Origin of the sequence: Aliihoeflea sp. 2WW (assembly GCF_000497755.1) — a bacterium.
In the GTDB taxonomy this organism is placed as follows: Bacteria; Pseudomonadota; Alphaproteobacteria; order Rhizobiales; family Rhizobiaceae; genus Aliihoeflea.
On sequence record NZ_AYOD01000026.1, the window covers coordinates 1 to 15463 of the forward strand.

Here is a 15463-nt window from a genome sequence, read left to right on the forward strand (position 1 = left end):
CTTCATGCAAAAACAAAAACGGCAGCCACCGGGCTGCCGTTTCCATATTGAAGCAACGTAAACGCGGCTGGCTTAATTGAACCGCGCCACCGACATGAACTCCACCGCCTTGCCCGAGAACCGGCTGGCATCCGGCTGGGCGTCGCTGCGCTGGAAGCCGGCCGTGTAGATCAGCGCCGGGGGCGTGCGAACGATGTTGTAGGCGAAGGACGGCGCGGTCGTGCCTGTCTGGACCTGTTCGACGCGGCCCGGCTCGAGCGCCCAGCGCGCCATTTCGGGCGTGGCGTCGACAGCGCGCGCGCGGCGCTGCTGGCGTGCGTCGGTCGCCGTCGGCTTGCCGAGCTTGGCCGTCGTGCGCACGCCCGATTCGATCGCATGCATGGGCGATGTGCCTTCGGTGCGGGCGATCAGTGCTGCGCGCGGCGAGGATTCGAGCGCCGCGACCTGCTGCTGCTTGATCGCCTGCGCGGCTTCCTCGGCATTGATGCCGTTGGCGCTGCGCGAGGCATCGAGGTCGAACGGCTTGGCAGTCACGGCATCGGGAAGCGCCGCGAGTGCGAAGATTTCGCCTGCCGTCCGCCCGTCGCCGACTGCCGGTTCGGCCGAAACGACCTGCGTTCCGCCGCTGGCCGGCTTCGGCGCGTCCGTCAGGAGCTGGGTGATCGCATCCGATCCGCCGCGGCTCGGCCGTTCGGCCAGGAGTGCGGCAACCGGCACGCCCGTCTCAGGCGTCTTGATGGAGGCGACCAGCGCGTCGGCCGCTTCCGCGGGCGCGGGCTTGTAGTCCGGACGGCGCGTGGGCAGCGGAATGTTGAGCGCGACTTCGGTCGCCGTGGCCTCGGCCTCTACCGGGGCGCCTGCGGCGGCGTCGAACCCGTCGGCCATCGCGGCGGCGNGCAGCCGGTGCGGCGGCGACTTCGACCTGCGGGCGCGGCGCGGCGAGCGGCACCGGGATGGCGCGGGCCGGAAGCGCCGCGATGATGGTTTCGGGCGACTGCGCGACCGGGGCGGCCGGAACAGGTGCCTGGCGCTGCTGCGGCGCGGCCTGAGCCGGCGCGGCGGCAACCGCGACGTCTTCCTCGTCATCCGCACCGCCGCCACCGCCAAACAGCGTCGCGAGCAGGCCCCTGCCGGAGCCGCCGCCGCTGCCGCCGGCGCTTGCAACTGCAAAGCCGCCGGAGCGCTTGCGCGATTCATAGGAAGCCAGTGCCTGCTTGTAGCCGGGCAGCGGCTTGCCGTCGGTCGGCACGTGAATGGTCTTGCCGTCGGGGAATACCGCCATCAGATCGTTGCGGCGCATGCGCGGCCAATGGCGCACATTGCCGACGTCGAGATGGACGAAGGGTGCGCCGGATGTCGGATAATAGCCGACGCCGCCGCCTTCCATCTTCAGGCCGGCCGCGCGCAGCGAGGAAAGTTTGACGCCCGGAATGTAGAAATCGATCGCCTTGCCGAGCGTGTGCTGGCTCTTCTCCGCAACGCCGGAGGAGCGCGAACGCAGCATGCCGTTGGTCTTCGGCGAGCGATAGGCCGAGACGACGTGGATCGGCTCGCGCCCGCCCACCTGCTGATAGACTTCCCACAACAGGTCGATCACCTGCGGGTCCATCTTGGTCGGCTCGTTCTGGCGCCAGTCGCGCAGGAACCGGTTCACCTGCGTCAGCCCGTTCTGGTCGAACCGGTTGCCACGCTTGAACGTGATGTCCGCGCGTTCCTTGGTGTGGATGTTGTAGAGCTTCAGCGTGCGCGTCTGCGCATCAGCATTCGCCATGGCGCAGAAGGAAAAGGCGAAGGCGACCATCAGGGCCGTGACGGCCCGGCGGGCAAGCCCGCCGCTCATGATCTGCCAAGTGTTGGGCATTCCAGCGATACTGATCAAAACATCTCGCCTTGTCGGCTTGTTGAGTGTCCCCGGACCGATTCCGGACGGCAATTGTCGTCCAAATATCAGCGCTAATGGTTAATCAGCACTTAGTGCAGTCGTTCACATTTGGCGGGCGTCGCGACTGGAGGCGACGCGGATGGCGAAACTGTGGTCGACTGCTGGCAAAATGGCTATCGCTAACCCTGGGGCACCGTCAAGACGCGAGCCGGCCGAGGCGTCCCTCGTCGGCGTCGATCCCCATCTCTTTGAGCTTGCGGTAGAGCGTCGAGCGACCGATGCCGAGCCGGCGCGCGACTTCGGAAAGCCGGCCGTCATAATGGTCGATCGCCGCCTGGATCGTCTGCCGCTCCAGTTCGGCCAGCGAGCGCATCTCGCCACGTGAATCGAGCAGCGGAAGCGTCATTTCGTCAGTTGTTTCAAGATCTTGCGGAGATTTTTCGGCTACTGGAGACGGCATGTCGGCCCGGCGCGTCTCAACCGGACGGATCGTGCCGATTTCAGAGGCAATCTGCGCAAAATCATGCACTTCCAGCCGCTCGCCCTCGGCCAGCACCGCCGCGCGGAAGATCACATTTTGCAACTGCCTGATATTTCCAGGCCAATCATAGGCTGAGAGCAGGTTTACTACGTCTTTTGACAATCCCGCCACGCTGATCGGTGCGGCTGATCTTGCCTGGTCGAGGAAAAGTCCTGCCAGAGCCGCGATTTCACTGGCCCGCTCGCGCAGCGGCGGCACCGGAATGGCGAGCACGTTCAGCCGGTAATAAAGATCCTCGCGAAACAGCCCCTCGGCCATTCGCTTCGAAAGATCGCGATTGGTCGCCGAGATCAGCCGCACGTCGACCTTGATCGTGTGGCGCGCGCCGACCGGGTCGACCTCGCCCTCCTGGATCGCGCGCAGAAGCTTCACCTGCGCCTCGGGCGGCAGTTCCCCGACCTCGTCGAGAAAGAGGGTGCCGCCATCGGCTTCGAGGAACTTGCCGAGATGCTTCTCGGTCGCGCCGGTGAAGGCGCCTTTCTCGTGGCCGAAGAGGATGCTCTCGACGAGGTTTTCCGGGATCGCGCCGCAATTGACGGTGACGAACGGCTTGCCGGCTCGCGGCCCCCCCGCCCGGATCGCCCGTGCGACGATTTCCTTGCCGACGCCGGTTTCGCCATCGATCAGGATCGGCATGTCGGTCGCCGCGGCCTTGCGGGCGAGCGCGGCGGTGCGCGCCATCGCCGGTGAAGCACCGAGATCGCCGAGCCCGATCTGCCCCTCGGCGCCGCGGGCCGCCCTGCGCGCCTTTGCCTTGCCGGCAAGCGCGCCGAATTTCAGCGCGCCCTCCAGCGCCGCCTTGAGCCGTTCCGGTGCCACCGGCTTGACCACGAAGTCGAACGCGCCGAGCCGCATCGCCGAGACAGCGGTGTCGATCGTGCCCTGCCCGGTCTGGACGATGACGGGCGTCGAAATCCCCGCCCGGCCCATCGCCTCGAGGACTTCGAGGCCGGTCATTTCGGGCATGGCGAGGTCGAGCACGACGGCCTCGATCTCGCCGGGGCGCGCTGCCTGCAGCCTGTCGAGCCCGATCCGCCCGTTCTCCGCCGTCAGCGCCGAATGGCCAAGGCGCGTGACGACGGCTTCCACCAGCCGGCGCTGGACCGGATCGTCGTCGATGATGAGAATGCTGCCTGCCATGCCGCCCACGCGATTTTTGCGTTGCCTATCCCGCTTTAGTTGCTCCACACTGGCACAACTCCATGAACAGGCGCTCAAGAAGACCGGTGAACGAACCCTTACCGGCCGCGCCGAAAACCAGCTCGCTCCACGAGGAAATTCAATGACATCTTCGACATCGCCGCTCGCGCCCGTCCGCGCCCCGGCCTCCGCCGCCCGCGCCGAGAGCGAGTTCGGCAACCTGCCCGAGTGGAACCTCGCCGACCTCTACGCCTCGATGGACTCAGCCGAGCTCAAGGCCGACCTCGCCCGCGCCCGCACCGACGCGGAAGCCTTCGAGGCCAAATGGAAAGGCAAGCTGAAGGATGAGGCCGAAAAGAGCGCGGCCGGGGGCCTTGGCCGCGCCATGGCCGAATACGAAGCGCTCGAAGAGCTGATCGGCAAGATCGCCTCCTACGCCGCCCTCCTCTACACCGGCGACACGCAGGACCCGAAGCGCGCCAAGCTCTATGGCGACGTGCAGGAAAAGCTCACCGACGCCTCCTCGCACCTTCTCTTCTTCACGCTTGAACTCAACCGCCTCGACGACGCCATCATCGACGCCGCACTCGCCGCCGATCCGTCCTTCGGCCGCTACCGCCCCTGGATCGTCGATCTGCGCCTCGACAAGCCCTACCAGCTCGAAGACCGCATCGAGCAGCTCTTCCACGAAAAGTCCGTCACCGGCCGCGGCGCCTGGAACCGCCTATTCGACGAGACGATGACGTCGCTGCGCTTCGAGGTAAGCGGCGAGACGCTGCCGCTCGAACCGACGCTGAACAAGCTGCAGGACGCCGACCCCGCTGCCCGCGAGGAAGTGGCCCATGCGCTGGCGAAGGTGTTCAAGGACAATCTGCGCACCTTCACGCTGATCACCAACACGCTTGCCAAGGATAAGGAAATCTCCGACCGCTGGCGCGGCTTCGAGGACATCGCGGACTCGCGCCATCTGGCGAACCGCGTCGAGCGCGAGGTCGTCGACGCGCTCGCCTCCGCCGTGCGCGAGGCCTATCCGCGCCTGTCGCACCGCTACTACGCGATGAAGGCGAAGTGGCTCGGCATGGACCAGATGAACCACTGGGACCGCAACGCCCCGCTGCCCGAGACGCCGAAGGCGATCATCTCGTGGGAGGACGCGCGCCGCACGATCCTCTCCGCATACGAGGGCTTCGACCCCCAGATGGCCGAGATCGCCGGCCGCTTCTTCGATCGCAACTGGATCGACGCGGCCGTGCGCCCCGGCAAGTCCCCCGGCGCCTTCGCGCACCCGACCGTGCCGTCGGTGCACCCCTATGTGATGATGAACTACATGGGCAAGCCGCGCGACGTGATGACGCTCGCCCACGAACTCGGCCACGGCGTCCATCAGGTGCTCGCCGCCGACCAGGGCGCGCTGATGGCCTCGACCCCGCTGACGCTGGCCGAAACCGCCTCCGTCTTCGGCGAGATGCTGACCTTCCGCTCCCTCCTCGACCGCACCACCGACAAGGCCGAGCGCAAGGCGATGCTGGCGCAGAAGGTCGAGGACATGATCAACACGGTCGTCCGCCAGATCGCCTTCTACGAGTTCGAACGCAAGGTGCATACCGAGCGCCGGAACGGCGAACTGACGCCCGACCAGCTCGGCCAGTTCTGGCTCGAAGTGCAGGCCGAAAGCCTCGGCCCCGCAATCCGCATCCGCGAGGGCTACGAGACCTTCTGGGCCTACGTCCCCCACTTCATCCACTCGCCCTTCTACGTCTACGCCTACGCGTTCGGCGACTGCCTGGTGAACTCGCTCTATGGCGTCTACCAGTCCGCCGCGCCCGGCTTCCAGGAGAAATATTTCGCGCTGCTGAAGGCCGGCGGCACCAAGCACCACGCCGAACTTCTGGCCCCGTTCGGGCTGGACGCGACCGATCCCGATTTCTGGAAAACGGGCCTGTCGGTCATCGAAGGCCTGATCGACGAGTTGGAAGCGCTGGATCGGTCCGCCTGACGGCGGGTGTTCCACGATTTAACCCCCACCCTCTATCCCTCCCCACAAGGGGGAGGGAGGGCATCCACGCTGCGCTTCACCTTCAACTTGGCACTTGCATTGACGGGAAAAACACGACGCTGACGAATTCCCTCCCCCTTGTGGGGAGGGATAAAGGGTGGGGGTCCCCTTCGCCCAACTCTGGCAACGCCGAAGCCCCTTAAACCGCCTCCACCCTCAGCGTCGTACCCTCCGCCCCGACCACGCGCACGCGCGTCCCTGCCGCCATATCCGGCCCCGTCGCAAGCCACAGCGTATCCCCGAGCCGAATACGCCCATGCCCGTCGCGCAAATCCTCTTCCAGCGTCGAGATCTGCCCGATCAACTGCCGCTCGCGCTGGTTCAAAAGCGGCTGGTCGCTCTCGCCCTTGTCCGAACCGAACGCGAAGCGGCCGACGATGACGCTGGCAAGGCTCAGCACCAGGAAGACGATGACCTGCGCAGGCCAGCCCCACCAGGCGGCATCGCCGATCTGGAACGAGAGCGCGCCGGTCAAAAGCGCGGCGATGCCGATCCACAGGAGGTAGACGCCCGGCGCGAAGACTTCGAGGCCGAGCAGGACCGCCCCGAGGACGATCCAGTTCCATGCACCGAGACCGGAGAGGAATTCGCTCATCGCGCGTCCTGCGTGTCGGCGTCGGTGCTTGTCGTCGCGACGCTATGCGCCGGCACCGATGGCAGGCGCGCGCCGCGACGCGGCGGTTGCTGCTGCCGGCTCTCGTCGCCGAACACTTCCCTGGCGATCTGGCCGATCCCGCCGAGCGAGCCGACCAGCGCGGACGCTTCCATCGGCATCAGCACGACCTTGGAGTTCGGCGCCGAGCCGATCTTCGCCATCGCCTCGGTGTATTTCTGCGCGACGAAATAGTTCACCGCCTGGATGTCGCCGGCCGCGATCGCCTCGGAGACGACCTGCGTTGCCCGTGCCTCGGCCTCGGCCGAACGCTCGCGCGCCTCCGCGTCGCGGAAGGCGGCCTCGCGCCGGCCCTCGGCTTCCAACACCTGCGCCTGCTTCAGGCCCTCCGCCTCCAGAATCTGCGCGCGCTTGTTGCGCTCGGCCATCATCTGGCGGGCCATCGAATCCACCATATTGGCCGGCGGGTTGATGTCCTTGATCTCGACGCGCGTCATCTTGATGCCCCAGGGGCTGGTGGCATTGTCGACGATGTGGAGCAGCCGATCGTTGATCTGGTCGCGGTTCGACAAAAGCTCGTCGAGATCCATCGAGCCCATGACGGAGCGGATGTTGGTCATCGTCAGATTGAGGATCGCGTTCTGCAGGCCGGAAACCTGATAGGCGGCCTGCGCCGCGTTCAGCACCTGGTAGAAGGCGACGCCGTCGACGGCGACGATCGCGTTGTCGCGCGTGATGACCTCCTGCGTGGGAACATCGAGCACCTGTTCCATCATGTTCATGCGCGCGCCGATCCGCTCGACGAAGGGTACGATCAGATTGAGGCCCGGCGACAGCGAACGCGTATACCGCCCAAAGCGCTCGACCGTATAGTTGCTGCCCTGCGGCACGGTCTTCACGCCGGCGAAAATGACGAGGAGCACAAGAACCGCGAAAACGAGGATCGCGATCTCGAAACCGGACAAGAACATGGTAACTCCCAAAATGCGTTGCCTATGCAGCGAACTTAGGGAGACAAGCCGCGCGAGGCAAATCAGCCGAAGGCGAAGAGGTCCGCCTCGCTGTCCGAGCGCCCTGCGATCGCCGCCGACACGATCTCGCTCGCGATCCGCGAATAGGTGATGCCGTTGCCGCCATAGCCCATCACGGCGTGGATGCGCGGCTTTTTCGGCACGGCGCCGATGATTGGCAGTCCCGTCGAGGTCGAACCGAAGGCGCCGGCCCACACGAATTGCGGGCTCGTGTCGAGCTTCGGCATCAGTTTCTTGAGCTTGGCGACGATGGCGGCGGTCTTTGCGGGGATCAGCGCGTCGCGCCGCTCCTCGTCCTGGAATTCCTCGTCCTCGCCGCCGCAGACGACGCGCCCGTCCTTGGTCGCGCGCATGTAGAGATAAGGGTCCGACGCCTCCCAGATGAAGGCTTCCTGCGGCCACAGATTCTGCTTTTGCGGCCGCGTGGCGATGGCCCAGGTGGAGATCACCTGATGGTTGTCGGCCGGCACGAAGGGCATCAGTTCGTAGCCGGTGCAAAGGACGACATGGGAAGCGGAGATGACAGGGCCGTCAGCGGTCGCGACCTCGACGCTGTCCTTCGCGTGCTCAAACGCCGTCGCCTCGACATTCTTGTAGAACCGCGCGCCGCGCGAGCGTGCGGTGTTGAGAAGGCCGGCCGTCAGCTTGCGCGGGTCGAGCGCCAGATTGTCGTGGGAAAGGATCGCACCGTCGCGATCGAGGCCGAATTCGTCCTTCAACGGCTTGGCGGTCAGGTAGCGCGACAGGAGCCCGGCATCGGTCCGCGTTTCGGCCTCCTCTTCCAGCGCGCGGCCCGTCAATTCGTTGCCGGCGAGATAGAGCGTGGGCCGCGTGGCAAGATCGCAGGGGATTCCCAGCGCCTCGATATGCGCTTTCAGGTTCATGACAGCGAGGCGCGAGCGGCGCCACGCGCGCTCGGCATCGGTGCGGCCGATCTTGAGCTTGAGTTTGGAAAGCGGCGTATCGATCTCGTACTGGACGAGTGCCGTCGTCGCCGGCGTCGAACCGAGCAGCGGCCCCCGTCGGTCGATCATGACGACCTCGTGGCCGGCGCCGGTCAGCGCCTCAGCCATCATCGCGCCGGAAATTCCCATGCCGACGACGAGGACTTCGCATTTGATGTCGCGGGTCAGCGTCTGCGTCGGCACCGAGGGCGCGCGATAGGCCATCCAGACCGGCGTGCCGGTTCGCAGATCGAGTTTACGCATGAAGATCGTCGCCCCGTTGGATTGCGCTCTCCAACGGGGCTCGGACCACTAGGTTCCTCAGCCGGCCAGACGCTTTACGATCGCCTCGATCTGCGGGCGCAGATCCGCGCGGCCGAGCGCGAAGGCGAGGTTCGCCTCGACGAAGCCTTCCGGCGAGCCGCAATCATAGGTTTCGCCGCGATAGTGGTAGCCGTAGAGCTTCTGGCTGTCGCCGAGGCGCAGCATGGCGTCGGTGAGCTGGATCTCGTTTCCGGCGCCGCGCTCCTGCGTGGCGAGAAGATCGAAGATCTCCGGCTGCAGGATGTAGCGGCCGTTGATGTAGAGGTTGGACGGGGCGTCCGCCGGCTTCGGCTTTTCCACCATGCCGGTGATCTCGAAGCCCGCGCCGGCCTTCGCACCTGCGCCGACGATACCGTATTTATGCGTTTCGGCCGGGTCGCATTCGGCAACCGCGATGACGTTCGAGCCCGTTTCCCCGTAGAGCTCGACCATGCCGCGCATGCAGCTCTTGTCCGAGCGCATGATCATGTCGGGCAAAAGCAGCGCGAAGGGCTCGTCGCCGACGAGGTCGCGCGCGCACCAGACCGCATGGCCAAGCCCGAGCGGTTCCTGCTGGCGCGTGAAGCTCGTCGTGCCGGCGGCCGGCTGCATCGACTGCAAGAGCTCGATCTGCACCGTCTTGCCGCGGCGCGAGAGCGTCTCGTTCAGTTCGAACTGAAGGTCGAAATAGTCCTCGATATTGCCCTTGTTGCGGCCCGTGACGAAGATGAAATGCTCGATCCCCGCCTCGCGCGCCTCGTCGACGACATACTGAATCACCGGACGGTCGACGACGGTCAGCATTTCCTTGGGCACCGTCTTCGTGGCGGGCAGGAAGCGGGTTCCAAGTCCTGCGACGGGGAAAACGGCCTTTCTGACTTTCTTCATCTGACGGTCCATTCTGAGTTTCATCGATGATCGCGACTTCGTGATCGGCGCGGCCGCGTACGTTCCGTCGCGGACATTTTCATGTCAATGTTGATCTGTCTTGAACGAAAATGGCTGATTTGCCGCACGGAAAGGTTGAGCCAGGGGCGGCTCCGGACGGCATGGTAAACGCTTTCCTAACCCGATCGGTGCAGAATCGCTTCAAATCCTGAATCAAGGAGGAATTCATGAGCTTGAAGACATTCGTGGGATCGCTCGTCGCCGGTGCGCGGTCGCTGGGCGCGGTTCTGGCCGTGACGGGCATGACGATCGGCCTTTCTGTCATCTCCCAGCCGGCGCAGGCCGATGCCGGGTTCCAAAGGTGGGTCGCGCAGTTCCGCGCGACGGCGGCGCAGAGCGGCATATCCAACGCCACATTCGACCGCGCGTTCCAGGGCGTGACCGCGCCCGACCCCGAAGTGCTCGAAAAAGCCCGCTACCAGCCCGAATTCGTCGCGCCGGTCTGGGACTATTTCGACAACCGGATCAACGAGAACTCGATCGGCATCGGCCGCCAGAAGGCCAATGAATACAATCGCCTGCTCGGCCAGATCGAGAGCCGGTTCGGCGTCGATCGCAACATCCTCCTCGCCATCTGGTCGATGGAATCGAACTATGGCGCGATTCTCACCAACGACCGGGTGATGCGCAACGTCATCCGCTCGCTCTCCACGCTCGCCTATGCCGACGAGCGCCGCCAGCGCTTCGCGCGCCAGCAATTGATCGCGGCGCTCGAAATCCTCCAGCGCGGCGACATCGACGTCCACCACCTGACCGGCTCATGGGCCGGCGCGATGGGCCACACCCAGTTCATCCCGACGAGCTACAAGGCCTATGCGGTCGATTTCGACGGCAATGGCCGCCGCGACATCTGGAATTCGGTGCCCGACGCGCTCGCCACGGCCGCAAACCTTTTGTCCAGCAATGGCTGGCGGGCCGGCCATGCCTGGGGCTACGAGGTGAAACTGCCGGCGGGCCGCAAGTTCCCCGGCGGCACGATGTCGCTCCAGCAGTGGCAGTCGATCGGCGTCGTGCGCGCCAACGGCCAGGCCTATCCGCGTCCCGGCGACAGCGCCGAACTGAAGGTGCCGGACGGCCGCGAAGGCCCGGCCTTCCTCGTCCTGCACAATTTCAACATGCTCAAGCGCTACAACAATGCCGACCGCTACGCGATCGCCGTCGGCCTTCTCGCCGACCAGATCGCCGGCCAGCCGCAGCTTGCGCGCGATTGGAACCGTCCCTTCACGCGCCTGTCGTTCGACGAGACGCAGGAGTTGCAACAGCATCTTTTGACGCGCGGCTATTATGACGGCAATATCGACGGCAAGATCGGACCCGCCTCGCGCGATGCGATCAAGGCCTTCCAGTCGCGCATGGGAATGAGCGCCGACGGCCACCCCTCGAAGGAAGTTCTGTCCCGCATCCGGGGGCAGTAGGAACGGAGCACGATTTGGCATCGCGAGGTCTGCGCAAAGCGGCATTCTTCTGTCTGGCGATGATCCTGGCTTTCGGAGGCGTGCCGCAAGGCGCGCCTTTCGCCGTTTCGCCCGCCGCCGCGCAGCAACAGCAGCAACAGGGCGGCGGTCTTCTGCGCTTTCTCTTCCAGCGCAACCAGCCGGCGCCACAGGTCTATGAAGCCCCCCAGCGCCAGCCGCAACGCCAGCGCGCTCAGCCCCGCCGGCAGCAGCAAGGCGCCGGCGGACAGGCGCAGCGCCGCCAGCGCTCGTCATCGCCGGGACAGGCCGCCGCGCCCGCAGCAGCCGTCGCCGTCGCCAAGGCGGACGACGCGCGCAAGGTGCTCGTGGTCGGTGACTTCGTCGCCGGCGGATTGGCCGAGGGCCTCGAAGCCGCCGTGGAGGCGGACGCCTCGGTCGAGATCGTCGCCCGTGCGAACGGGTCCTCTGGCCTCGTGCGCGACGATTATTACGACTGGCCCGGCAACCTCGCCACCATGCTCGACGAACTCGACCCCGCCATCGTAATCGTCATGCTCGGCTCGAACGACCGGCAGGCCATGTCGGTCGCCGGCACGTCGGAGGCGGCGCGCAGCGACGCCTGGCTGAAGGAATACGAGCGCCGCGCGAGCCTCATGGCCGAGGCGGTGACGGCAAAGGACATCCCGCTCGTCTGGGTCGGCATGATCCCCTTCCGCCCCTCCACCATGTCGGCCGACATGCTCGCCTTCAACGACATCTACCGCAAGGTCGCCGAAGCGGCCGGCGGCCAGTTCGTCGACGTCTGGGACGGCTTCGTCGACGAGAACGGCGCCTTCGTCGCCAGCGGCCCCGACATGAACGGCCAGCCGACCCAGCTTCGCGCCGATGACGGCATCAACGTGACCCGCGCCGGCAAGCGCAAGATCGCCTTCTTCGTCGAAAAGCCGCTGCAGCAGGCGCTCGGCGCCGCGCCCGCGCCCGAACTCGTCTTCTTCGGCCCCGACCTGCCCCCGGGCTTCGTCGCCGGCCCGCGCGAAGCGCCCCGCATCGACCGCACCCAGCCCGTCGCGCTGTTCGCAACTCCCGGCGCCGGCGGCGAATTGCTCGGCCGCAACATCGTGCGCCCGGCGCGCAGCGCAACGCCCGCCCCAAGGGTCGAGACGGAGGATGAGCCCGAGGGTACCCCCACCGGCCGCGCCGACAATTTCATGCGCGAACGCCCGGCACCCGAGCCGTTCGACGCAGGGATTACGGGAGCGCTGCGGCGATAGTTAAGCCGCCCCGACCCGCAACAGATCGTGGAAATGGACGATGCCCACCGGCCGCTCGTCCTCGCAGACGACGAGGGCGGAGATGCCCTTTTCGTTGATGATGCCGGTGGCGGTGGCGGCCAGCATGTCGGGTGCGACCGTCTTCGGCGTGCGCGTCATCACCTCGTCGACGGAGAGCGCCGCCAGGTTGCGGTGGAGGTTTCGCGCCAGGTCGCCATCGGTGACGATGCCCGCGAGCCGGCCCTGATCGTCGACCACGCACACGCAGCCGAAGCGCTTCTTCGACAGGACGTGAACCGCGTCGGTCATCGCCGTGCCGAGCGGCACCAGCGGCACCTCGTCGCCCGAATGCATCAGGTCGCGCACATGCGTCAGGCTCGCCCCCAGCTTGCCGCCGGGGTGGAAGGTCTTGAAATGATCGGGCGTGAAGCCCCGCGCCTCGAGCAGCGCAACGGCCAGCGCGTCGCCCATGACGAGTTGCATCAGCGTCGACGTCGTCGGCGCCAGCCCGTGCGGGCAGGCCTCTGCCACCTTGGGCAGCGCGAGCACCACGCTCGCCTCGCGCGCCAGCGCGGACTGCGTGCCCGAGGTGATGGCGATGAGGGGGATCGAAAAGCGCCGCGCATAGGCGATGATCCCGGTCAGTTCGCTCGTCTCGCCGGACCAGGAGATGGCGAGGATCGCGTCGTCCTCAGCAATCATGCCGAGATCGCCGTGATTGGCTTCGGCCGGATGGACGAAGAAGGCCGGCGTGCCGGTCGAGGCGAGCGTCGCGGCGATCTTGGAGCCGATATGCCCGCTCTTGCCGACGCCCGTCACGATCACCCGGCCGGTGATCCCCTCCAGCGCCTCGACGGCGTCGGCAAAGGGCGCGGCAAGTCCGTTTTCGAAGGATTCGGCGAGGCGTGCGAGCCCCGCGGCCTCCGTCGCCAGCGTGCGGGCGGCCGACTGGACGATCTGGTCGCGATCAGGAGCTTTGTTCGTTTTCTGGCGCAGCATGGGATGCGCTTAGCGCTCCTTCGCGCCCATGTCCATTCACCGCGGCGGGCAGGCGCGATTTCAACACTTGGTTAACCAAGCCGCTTTACGGTTTCGTAAGCATGATTTTCCTCACCTGAAAGCGGCGCGGGCCCGATGGCAGACACGAGTTTCCGGCTTCGCAGGCTTGCCGCCGCGCTCGGTGTCGCGTGCGCGGCGGCGGCCCTTTTCGCCGGCCATCAGGTGCTCGCGCAGCAGCCGCAACTGCCGCTGCGCGGCGATCTGCGCGACGACCCCGCGCGAAATCTCCTCACCCGTCCCTCGCTCGCTGAGCGCAGCGTGCTCGAAGAAGAGGCGACGCGCGCGCAGGAGGCGTATCGCCCCTTCAGCGACGGTGCGCTCTCGCAAGGCGAGCCGCTTGCGGGCGTGCGCCGGCGCACCGATGCGCCCGAAACCGATGCGGTCATCGACCCCTTCGCCGGCCAGCCCGCGATCGATCTCGCCCGGCCGCAGCTTCGCGAGGGCCGCGAGAACGAACCGGACCGCGGCGCGGCGCGTGCGCTCGCCGAAGGCCAGGTCGATGACACGGTGACGGCAACGGTCCCGCTCGCCGCCGTCGATTCGCTCGATCTCGAACGCAATTTGCGGATCGGCTCCGACGCGTCGCGGGTCAATTCGATCGAGACGACGCGGCGCCTGCCGGACGACAATCCCTACGCGCCGATCGGCCTGCGCGTCGGCACCTTCGAGCTCTTCCCTTCGATCGAACAGGGCATCGGCGCGACGACCAACGCAAACGGCAGCGCCGATGCGCAAAGCGCGGTCTTTTCGGAAACCACCGCGCGGTTCGAACTGCGCTCCGACTGGTCGCGCCACGAGGCGCGGCTGAACGGGTTCGGCGTCCTGCGGCGCGAGCTTTCGGGCGCCGAAATCCGCGACACGGAAGCTGCCCTCGACGGCGAACTGCTGCTCGACCTTGCCGGCGGCTACGAGGGTCGCGCCGCCTTCAACTATCTGCACCGGCCCGAAACCGCCTCCTCGCCGGTCGAACTGACGACCGGCGCCTCCCGGCCCGACCGCGACACGCTCGCCGGCGAACTCGGCATCGGGCGCGAGGTGGCGCGGCTGCGGCTTGGCCTCACCGGCAACGTCACGCGCGACATGTTCTCCGACGCATGGCTTCCCGACGGGACGGTGCTCAGCCAGGAGGACCGGAACTCCACGCTGGCGAGTCTCCGCCTGCGCACAGGCTACGAGATTTCACCCGCCCTCATACCCTTCGCCGAGGTCGAGATCGGCCGGCGCATCTACGACAACGAAATCGATTCCGCCGGCTTCGCGCGCTCGGCCGACCGGCTGGCGCTGCGCGCCGGCATCGGCATCGACATCGCCGAGAAATGGCGCGGCGAGGCCTATGCCGGCTGGCTTTCGGAAGACCCCGACGACGACGCACTCGATTCGGTCTCGGGTCTCGAGATCGGCGGCAACCTCGCCTGGTCGCCCCTGCGCGGCACGATCGTCGACCTCAACGCGCTGACGACAGTCGAAGGCACCACCTCCCCCGGCCAGAGCGGCTCGCTCCTCTACGCCGGCAACCTCTCGGTCACCCGCGAACTGCGCGCAAACCTCACCGGCACGGCCGGAATAGGCCTCGACTACCGCGACTACGCCAACTCGTCCGCCTACGACATGACCTGGACCGGCCAGCTCGCCCTCACCTGGTGGCTCAACCGCTACCTCGGCCTGACCGGCCGCGCCCGCTACGAAACCGTAACCAGCAGCGATCCCGGCCGCGAAAGCGACACGACGAGCGTGTTCGTGGGGCTTCGGGCGCAAAGGTAACGCGGCGAAAGTTCAGGTGTTTTTCCTGAATTGACCCCCACCCTGTATCCCTCCCCACAAGGGGGAGGGAGTTCATCCGCCTCGCACATGCCCTTCAATGCATCACCCGGCTCGAAGGGATGGCAGGACGCCAACGCCCTCCCTCCCCCTTGTGGGGAGGGATAAAGGGTGGGGGTCCCCTTCGCCCGACTCCCGGCACCATCCGCGCCAATAGCGGTTCTCGCCAATCCCCTTGTCGCCGCCGTTCCACCTCAATCTGGGTATCGACGTTGATTGTTCGACGGCAGCCTTCCCTCCCCGTAGGAAGCGCGTTCGGACACAGAAGGCTCAGCCAGGTTTTTCCTGAATTGACCCCCACCCTGTATCCCTCCCACAAGGGGGAGGGAGTTCGTCCGCCTCGCACATGCCCTTCATTGCATCACCCGACTCGAAGGGATGGCAGGACGCCGACGCCTCCCTCCCCCTTGTGGGGAGGGATAAAGGGTGGGGGTCCCCCTCG

General features: G+C 66.5%; 11 protein-coding genes and 1 pseudogene. 4 read left to right on the forward strand and 8 right to left on the reverse strand.

The features are described 5' to 3' along the window. Positions 1-72: 72 nt before the first annotated feature. From ALII_RS22715 to ALII_RS0113020, 3 genes and pseudogenes are all read right to left on the reverse strand, one after another. Positions 73-885, reverse strand: coding sequence for a hypothetical protein (locus tag ALII_RS22715; protein WP_244437435.1), 813 nt, complete (start codon positions 883-885; stop codon positions 73-75). 40 nt (positions 886-925) lie between these two features. Then, positions 926-1801: pseudogene (locus ALII_RS21680) on the reverse strand (DUF882 domain-containing protein); the annotation flags it as partial. A gap of 277 nt (positions 1802-2078) precedes the next feature. Next, positions 2079-3563, reverse strand: a complete 1485-nt coding sequence (locus ALII_RS0113020) for a sigma-54 dependent transcriptional regulator (RefSeq protein WP_024587745.1) — start codon at positions 3561-3563, stop codon at positions 2079-2081. A gap of 142 nt (positions 3564-3705) precedes the next feature. Here ALII_RS0113020 and ALII_RS0113025 point away from each other — a divergent pair, with 142 nt between their 5' ends. Next, positions 3706-5559 (forward strand): M3 family oligoendopeptidase, encoded by a 1854-nt coding sequence (locus tag ALII_RS0113025; RefSeq protein ID WP_024587746.1) that lies wholly within the window; start codon positions 3706-3708, stop codon positions 5557-5559. A gap of 199 nt (positions 5560-5758) precedes the next feature. Here ALII_RS0113025 and ALII_RS0113030 read toward each other — a convergent pair whose 3' ends face one another. The 4 genes from ALII_RS0113030 to galU all read right to left on the reverse strand — a co-directional run bounded on the left by ALII_RS0113030 (position 5759) and on the right by galU (position 9398). Then, on the reverse strand, positions 5759-6214 hold the full coding sequence (locus ALII_RS0113030) for an NfeD family protein (RefSeq protein WP_024587747.1): 456 nt from the start codon (positions 6212-6214) through the stop codon (positions 5759-5761). Further along, the gene (locus ALII_RS0113035; protein ID WP_024587748.1) at positions 6211-7203 is read right to left on the reverse strand and encodes an SPFH domain-containing protein; all 993 of its coding nucleotides are present in this window, start codon (positions 7201-7203) and stop codon (positions 6211-6213) included. The genes ALII_RS0113030 and ALII_RS0113035 overlap by 4 nt, the downstream gene beginning before the upstream one ends. Positions 7204-7265: 62 nt before the next feature. Next, entirely contained in the window at positions 7266-8471 is a 1206-nt protein-coding gene (locus ALII_RS0113040) for an FAD-binding oxidoreductase (RefSeq protein WP_024587749.1), read from the reverse strand. A 57-nt stretch (positions 8472-8528) separates the two neighbouring features. Continuing rightward, positions 8529-9398: a UTP--glucose-1-phosphate uridylyltransferase GalU gene (gene galU / locus ALII_RS0113045; protein ID WP_024587750.1), complete on the reverse strand. Its 870-nt coding sequence runs from the start codon at positions 9396-9398 to the stop codon at positions 8529-8531. A 302-nt stretch (positions 9399-9700) separates the two neighbouring features. Between galU and ALII_RS0113050 the strand changes: the two genes are divergently transcribed. Both ALII_RS0113050 and ALII_RS0113055 read left to right on the forward strand, forming a co-directional pair. After that, entirely contained in the window at positions 9701-10873 is a 1173-nt protein-coding gene (locus tag ALII_RS0113050; RefSeq protein WP_051375885.1) for a lytic murein transglycosylase, read from the forward strand. A 14-nt stretch (positions 10874-10887) separates the two neighbouring features. Continuing rightward, positions 10888-12144 carry an SGNH family hydrolase gene (locus ALII_RS0113055; RefSeq protein ID WP_244437433.1) on the forward strand — a complete coding sequence of 419 codons (1257 nt, stop codon included), beginning with the start codon at positions 10888-10890 and terminating at the stop codon, positions 12142-12144. Here the strand turns inward: ALII_RS0113055 and ALII_RS0113060 are convergent, their stop codons facing one another. Further along, positions 12145-13143, reverse strand: a complete 999-nt coding sequence (locus ALII_RS0113060; protein ID WP_024587753.1) for a KpsF/GutQ family sugar-phosphate isomerase — start codon at positions 13141-13143, stop codon at positions 12145-12147. Between the two features lie 135 nt (positions 13144-13278). On the opposite strand from ALII_RS0113060, the gene ALII_RS0113065 reads away from it, so the two are divergent. Next, positions 13279-14964: an outer membrane beta-barrel protein gene (locus ALII_RS0113065; RefSeq protein ID WP_024587754.1), complete on the forward strand. Its 1686-nt coding sequence runs from the start codon at positions 13279-13281 to the stop codon at positions 14962-14964. Positions 14965-15463 lie beyond the last annotated feature (499 nt).

What these genes read in the sequence shown, in the direction of transcription:
- ALII_RS22715 (WP_244437435.1), bottom strand. Translation starts at nt 885, where the DNA reads ATGGCCGACGGGTTCGACGCCGCCGCAGGCGCCCCGGTAGAGGCCGAG.
- ALII_RS0113020 (WP_024587745.1), bottom strand. Translation starts at nt 3,563, where the DNA reads ATGGCAGGCAGCATTCTCATCATCGACGACGATCCGGTCCAGCGCCGG.
- ALII_RS0113025 (WP_024587746.1), top strand. Translation starts at nt 3,706, where the DNA reads ATGACATCTTCGACATCGCCGCTCGCGCCCGTCCGCGCCCCGGCCTCC.
- ALII_RS0113030 (WP_024587747.1), bottom strand. Translation starts at nt 6,214, where the DNA reads ATGAGCGAATTCCTCTCCGGTCTCGGTGCATGGAACTGGATCGTCCTC.
- ALII_RS0113035 (WP_024587748.1), bottom strand. Translation starts at nt 7,203, where the DNA reads ATGTTCTTGTCCGGTTTCGAGATCGCGATCCTCGTTTTCGCGGTTCTT.
- ALII_RS0113040 (WP_024587749.1), bottom strand. Translation starts at nt 8,471, where the DNA reads ATGCGTAAACTCGATCTGCGAACCGGCACGCCGGTCTGGATGGCCTAT.
- galU (WP_024587750.1), bottom strand. Translation starts at nt 9,398, where the DNA reads ATGAAGAAAGTCAGAAAGGCCGTTTTCCCCGTCGCAGGACTTGGAACC.
- ALII_RS0113050 (WP_051375885.1), top strand. Translation starts at nt 9,701, where the DNA reads ATGACGATCGGCCTTTCTGTCATCTCCCAGCCGGCGCAGGCCGATGCC.
- ALII_RS0113060 (WP_024587753.1), bottom strand. Translation starts at nt 13,143, where the DNA reads ATGCTGCGCCAGAAAACGAACAAAGCTCCTGATCGCGACCAGATCGTC.
- ALII_RS0113065 (WP_024587754.1), top strand. Translation starts at nt 13,279, where the DNA reads ATGGCAGACACGAGTTTCCGGCTTCGCAGGCTTGCCGCCGCGCTCGGT.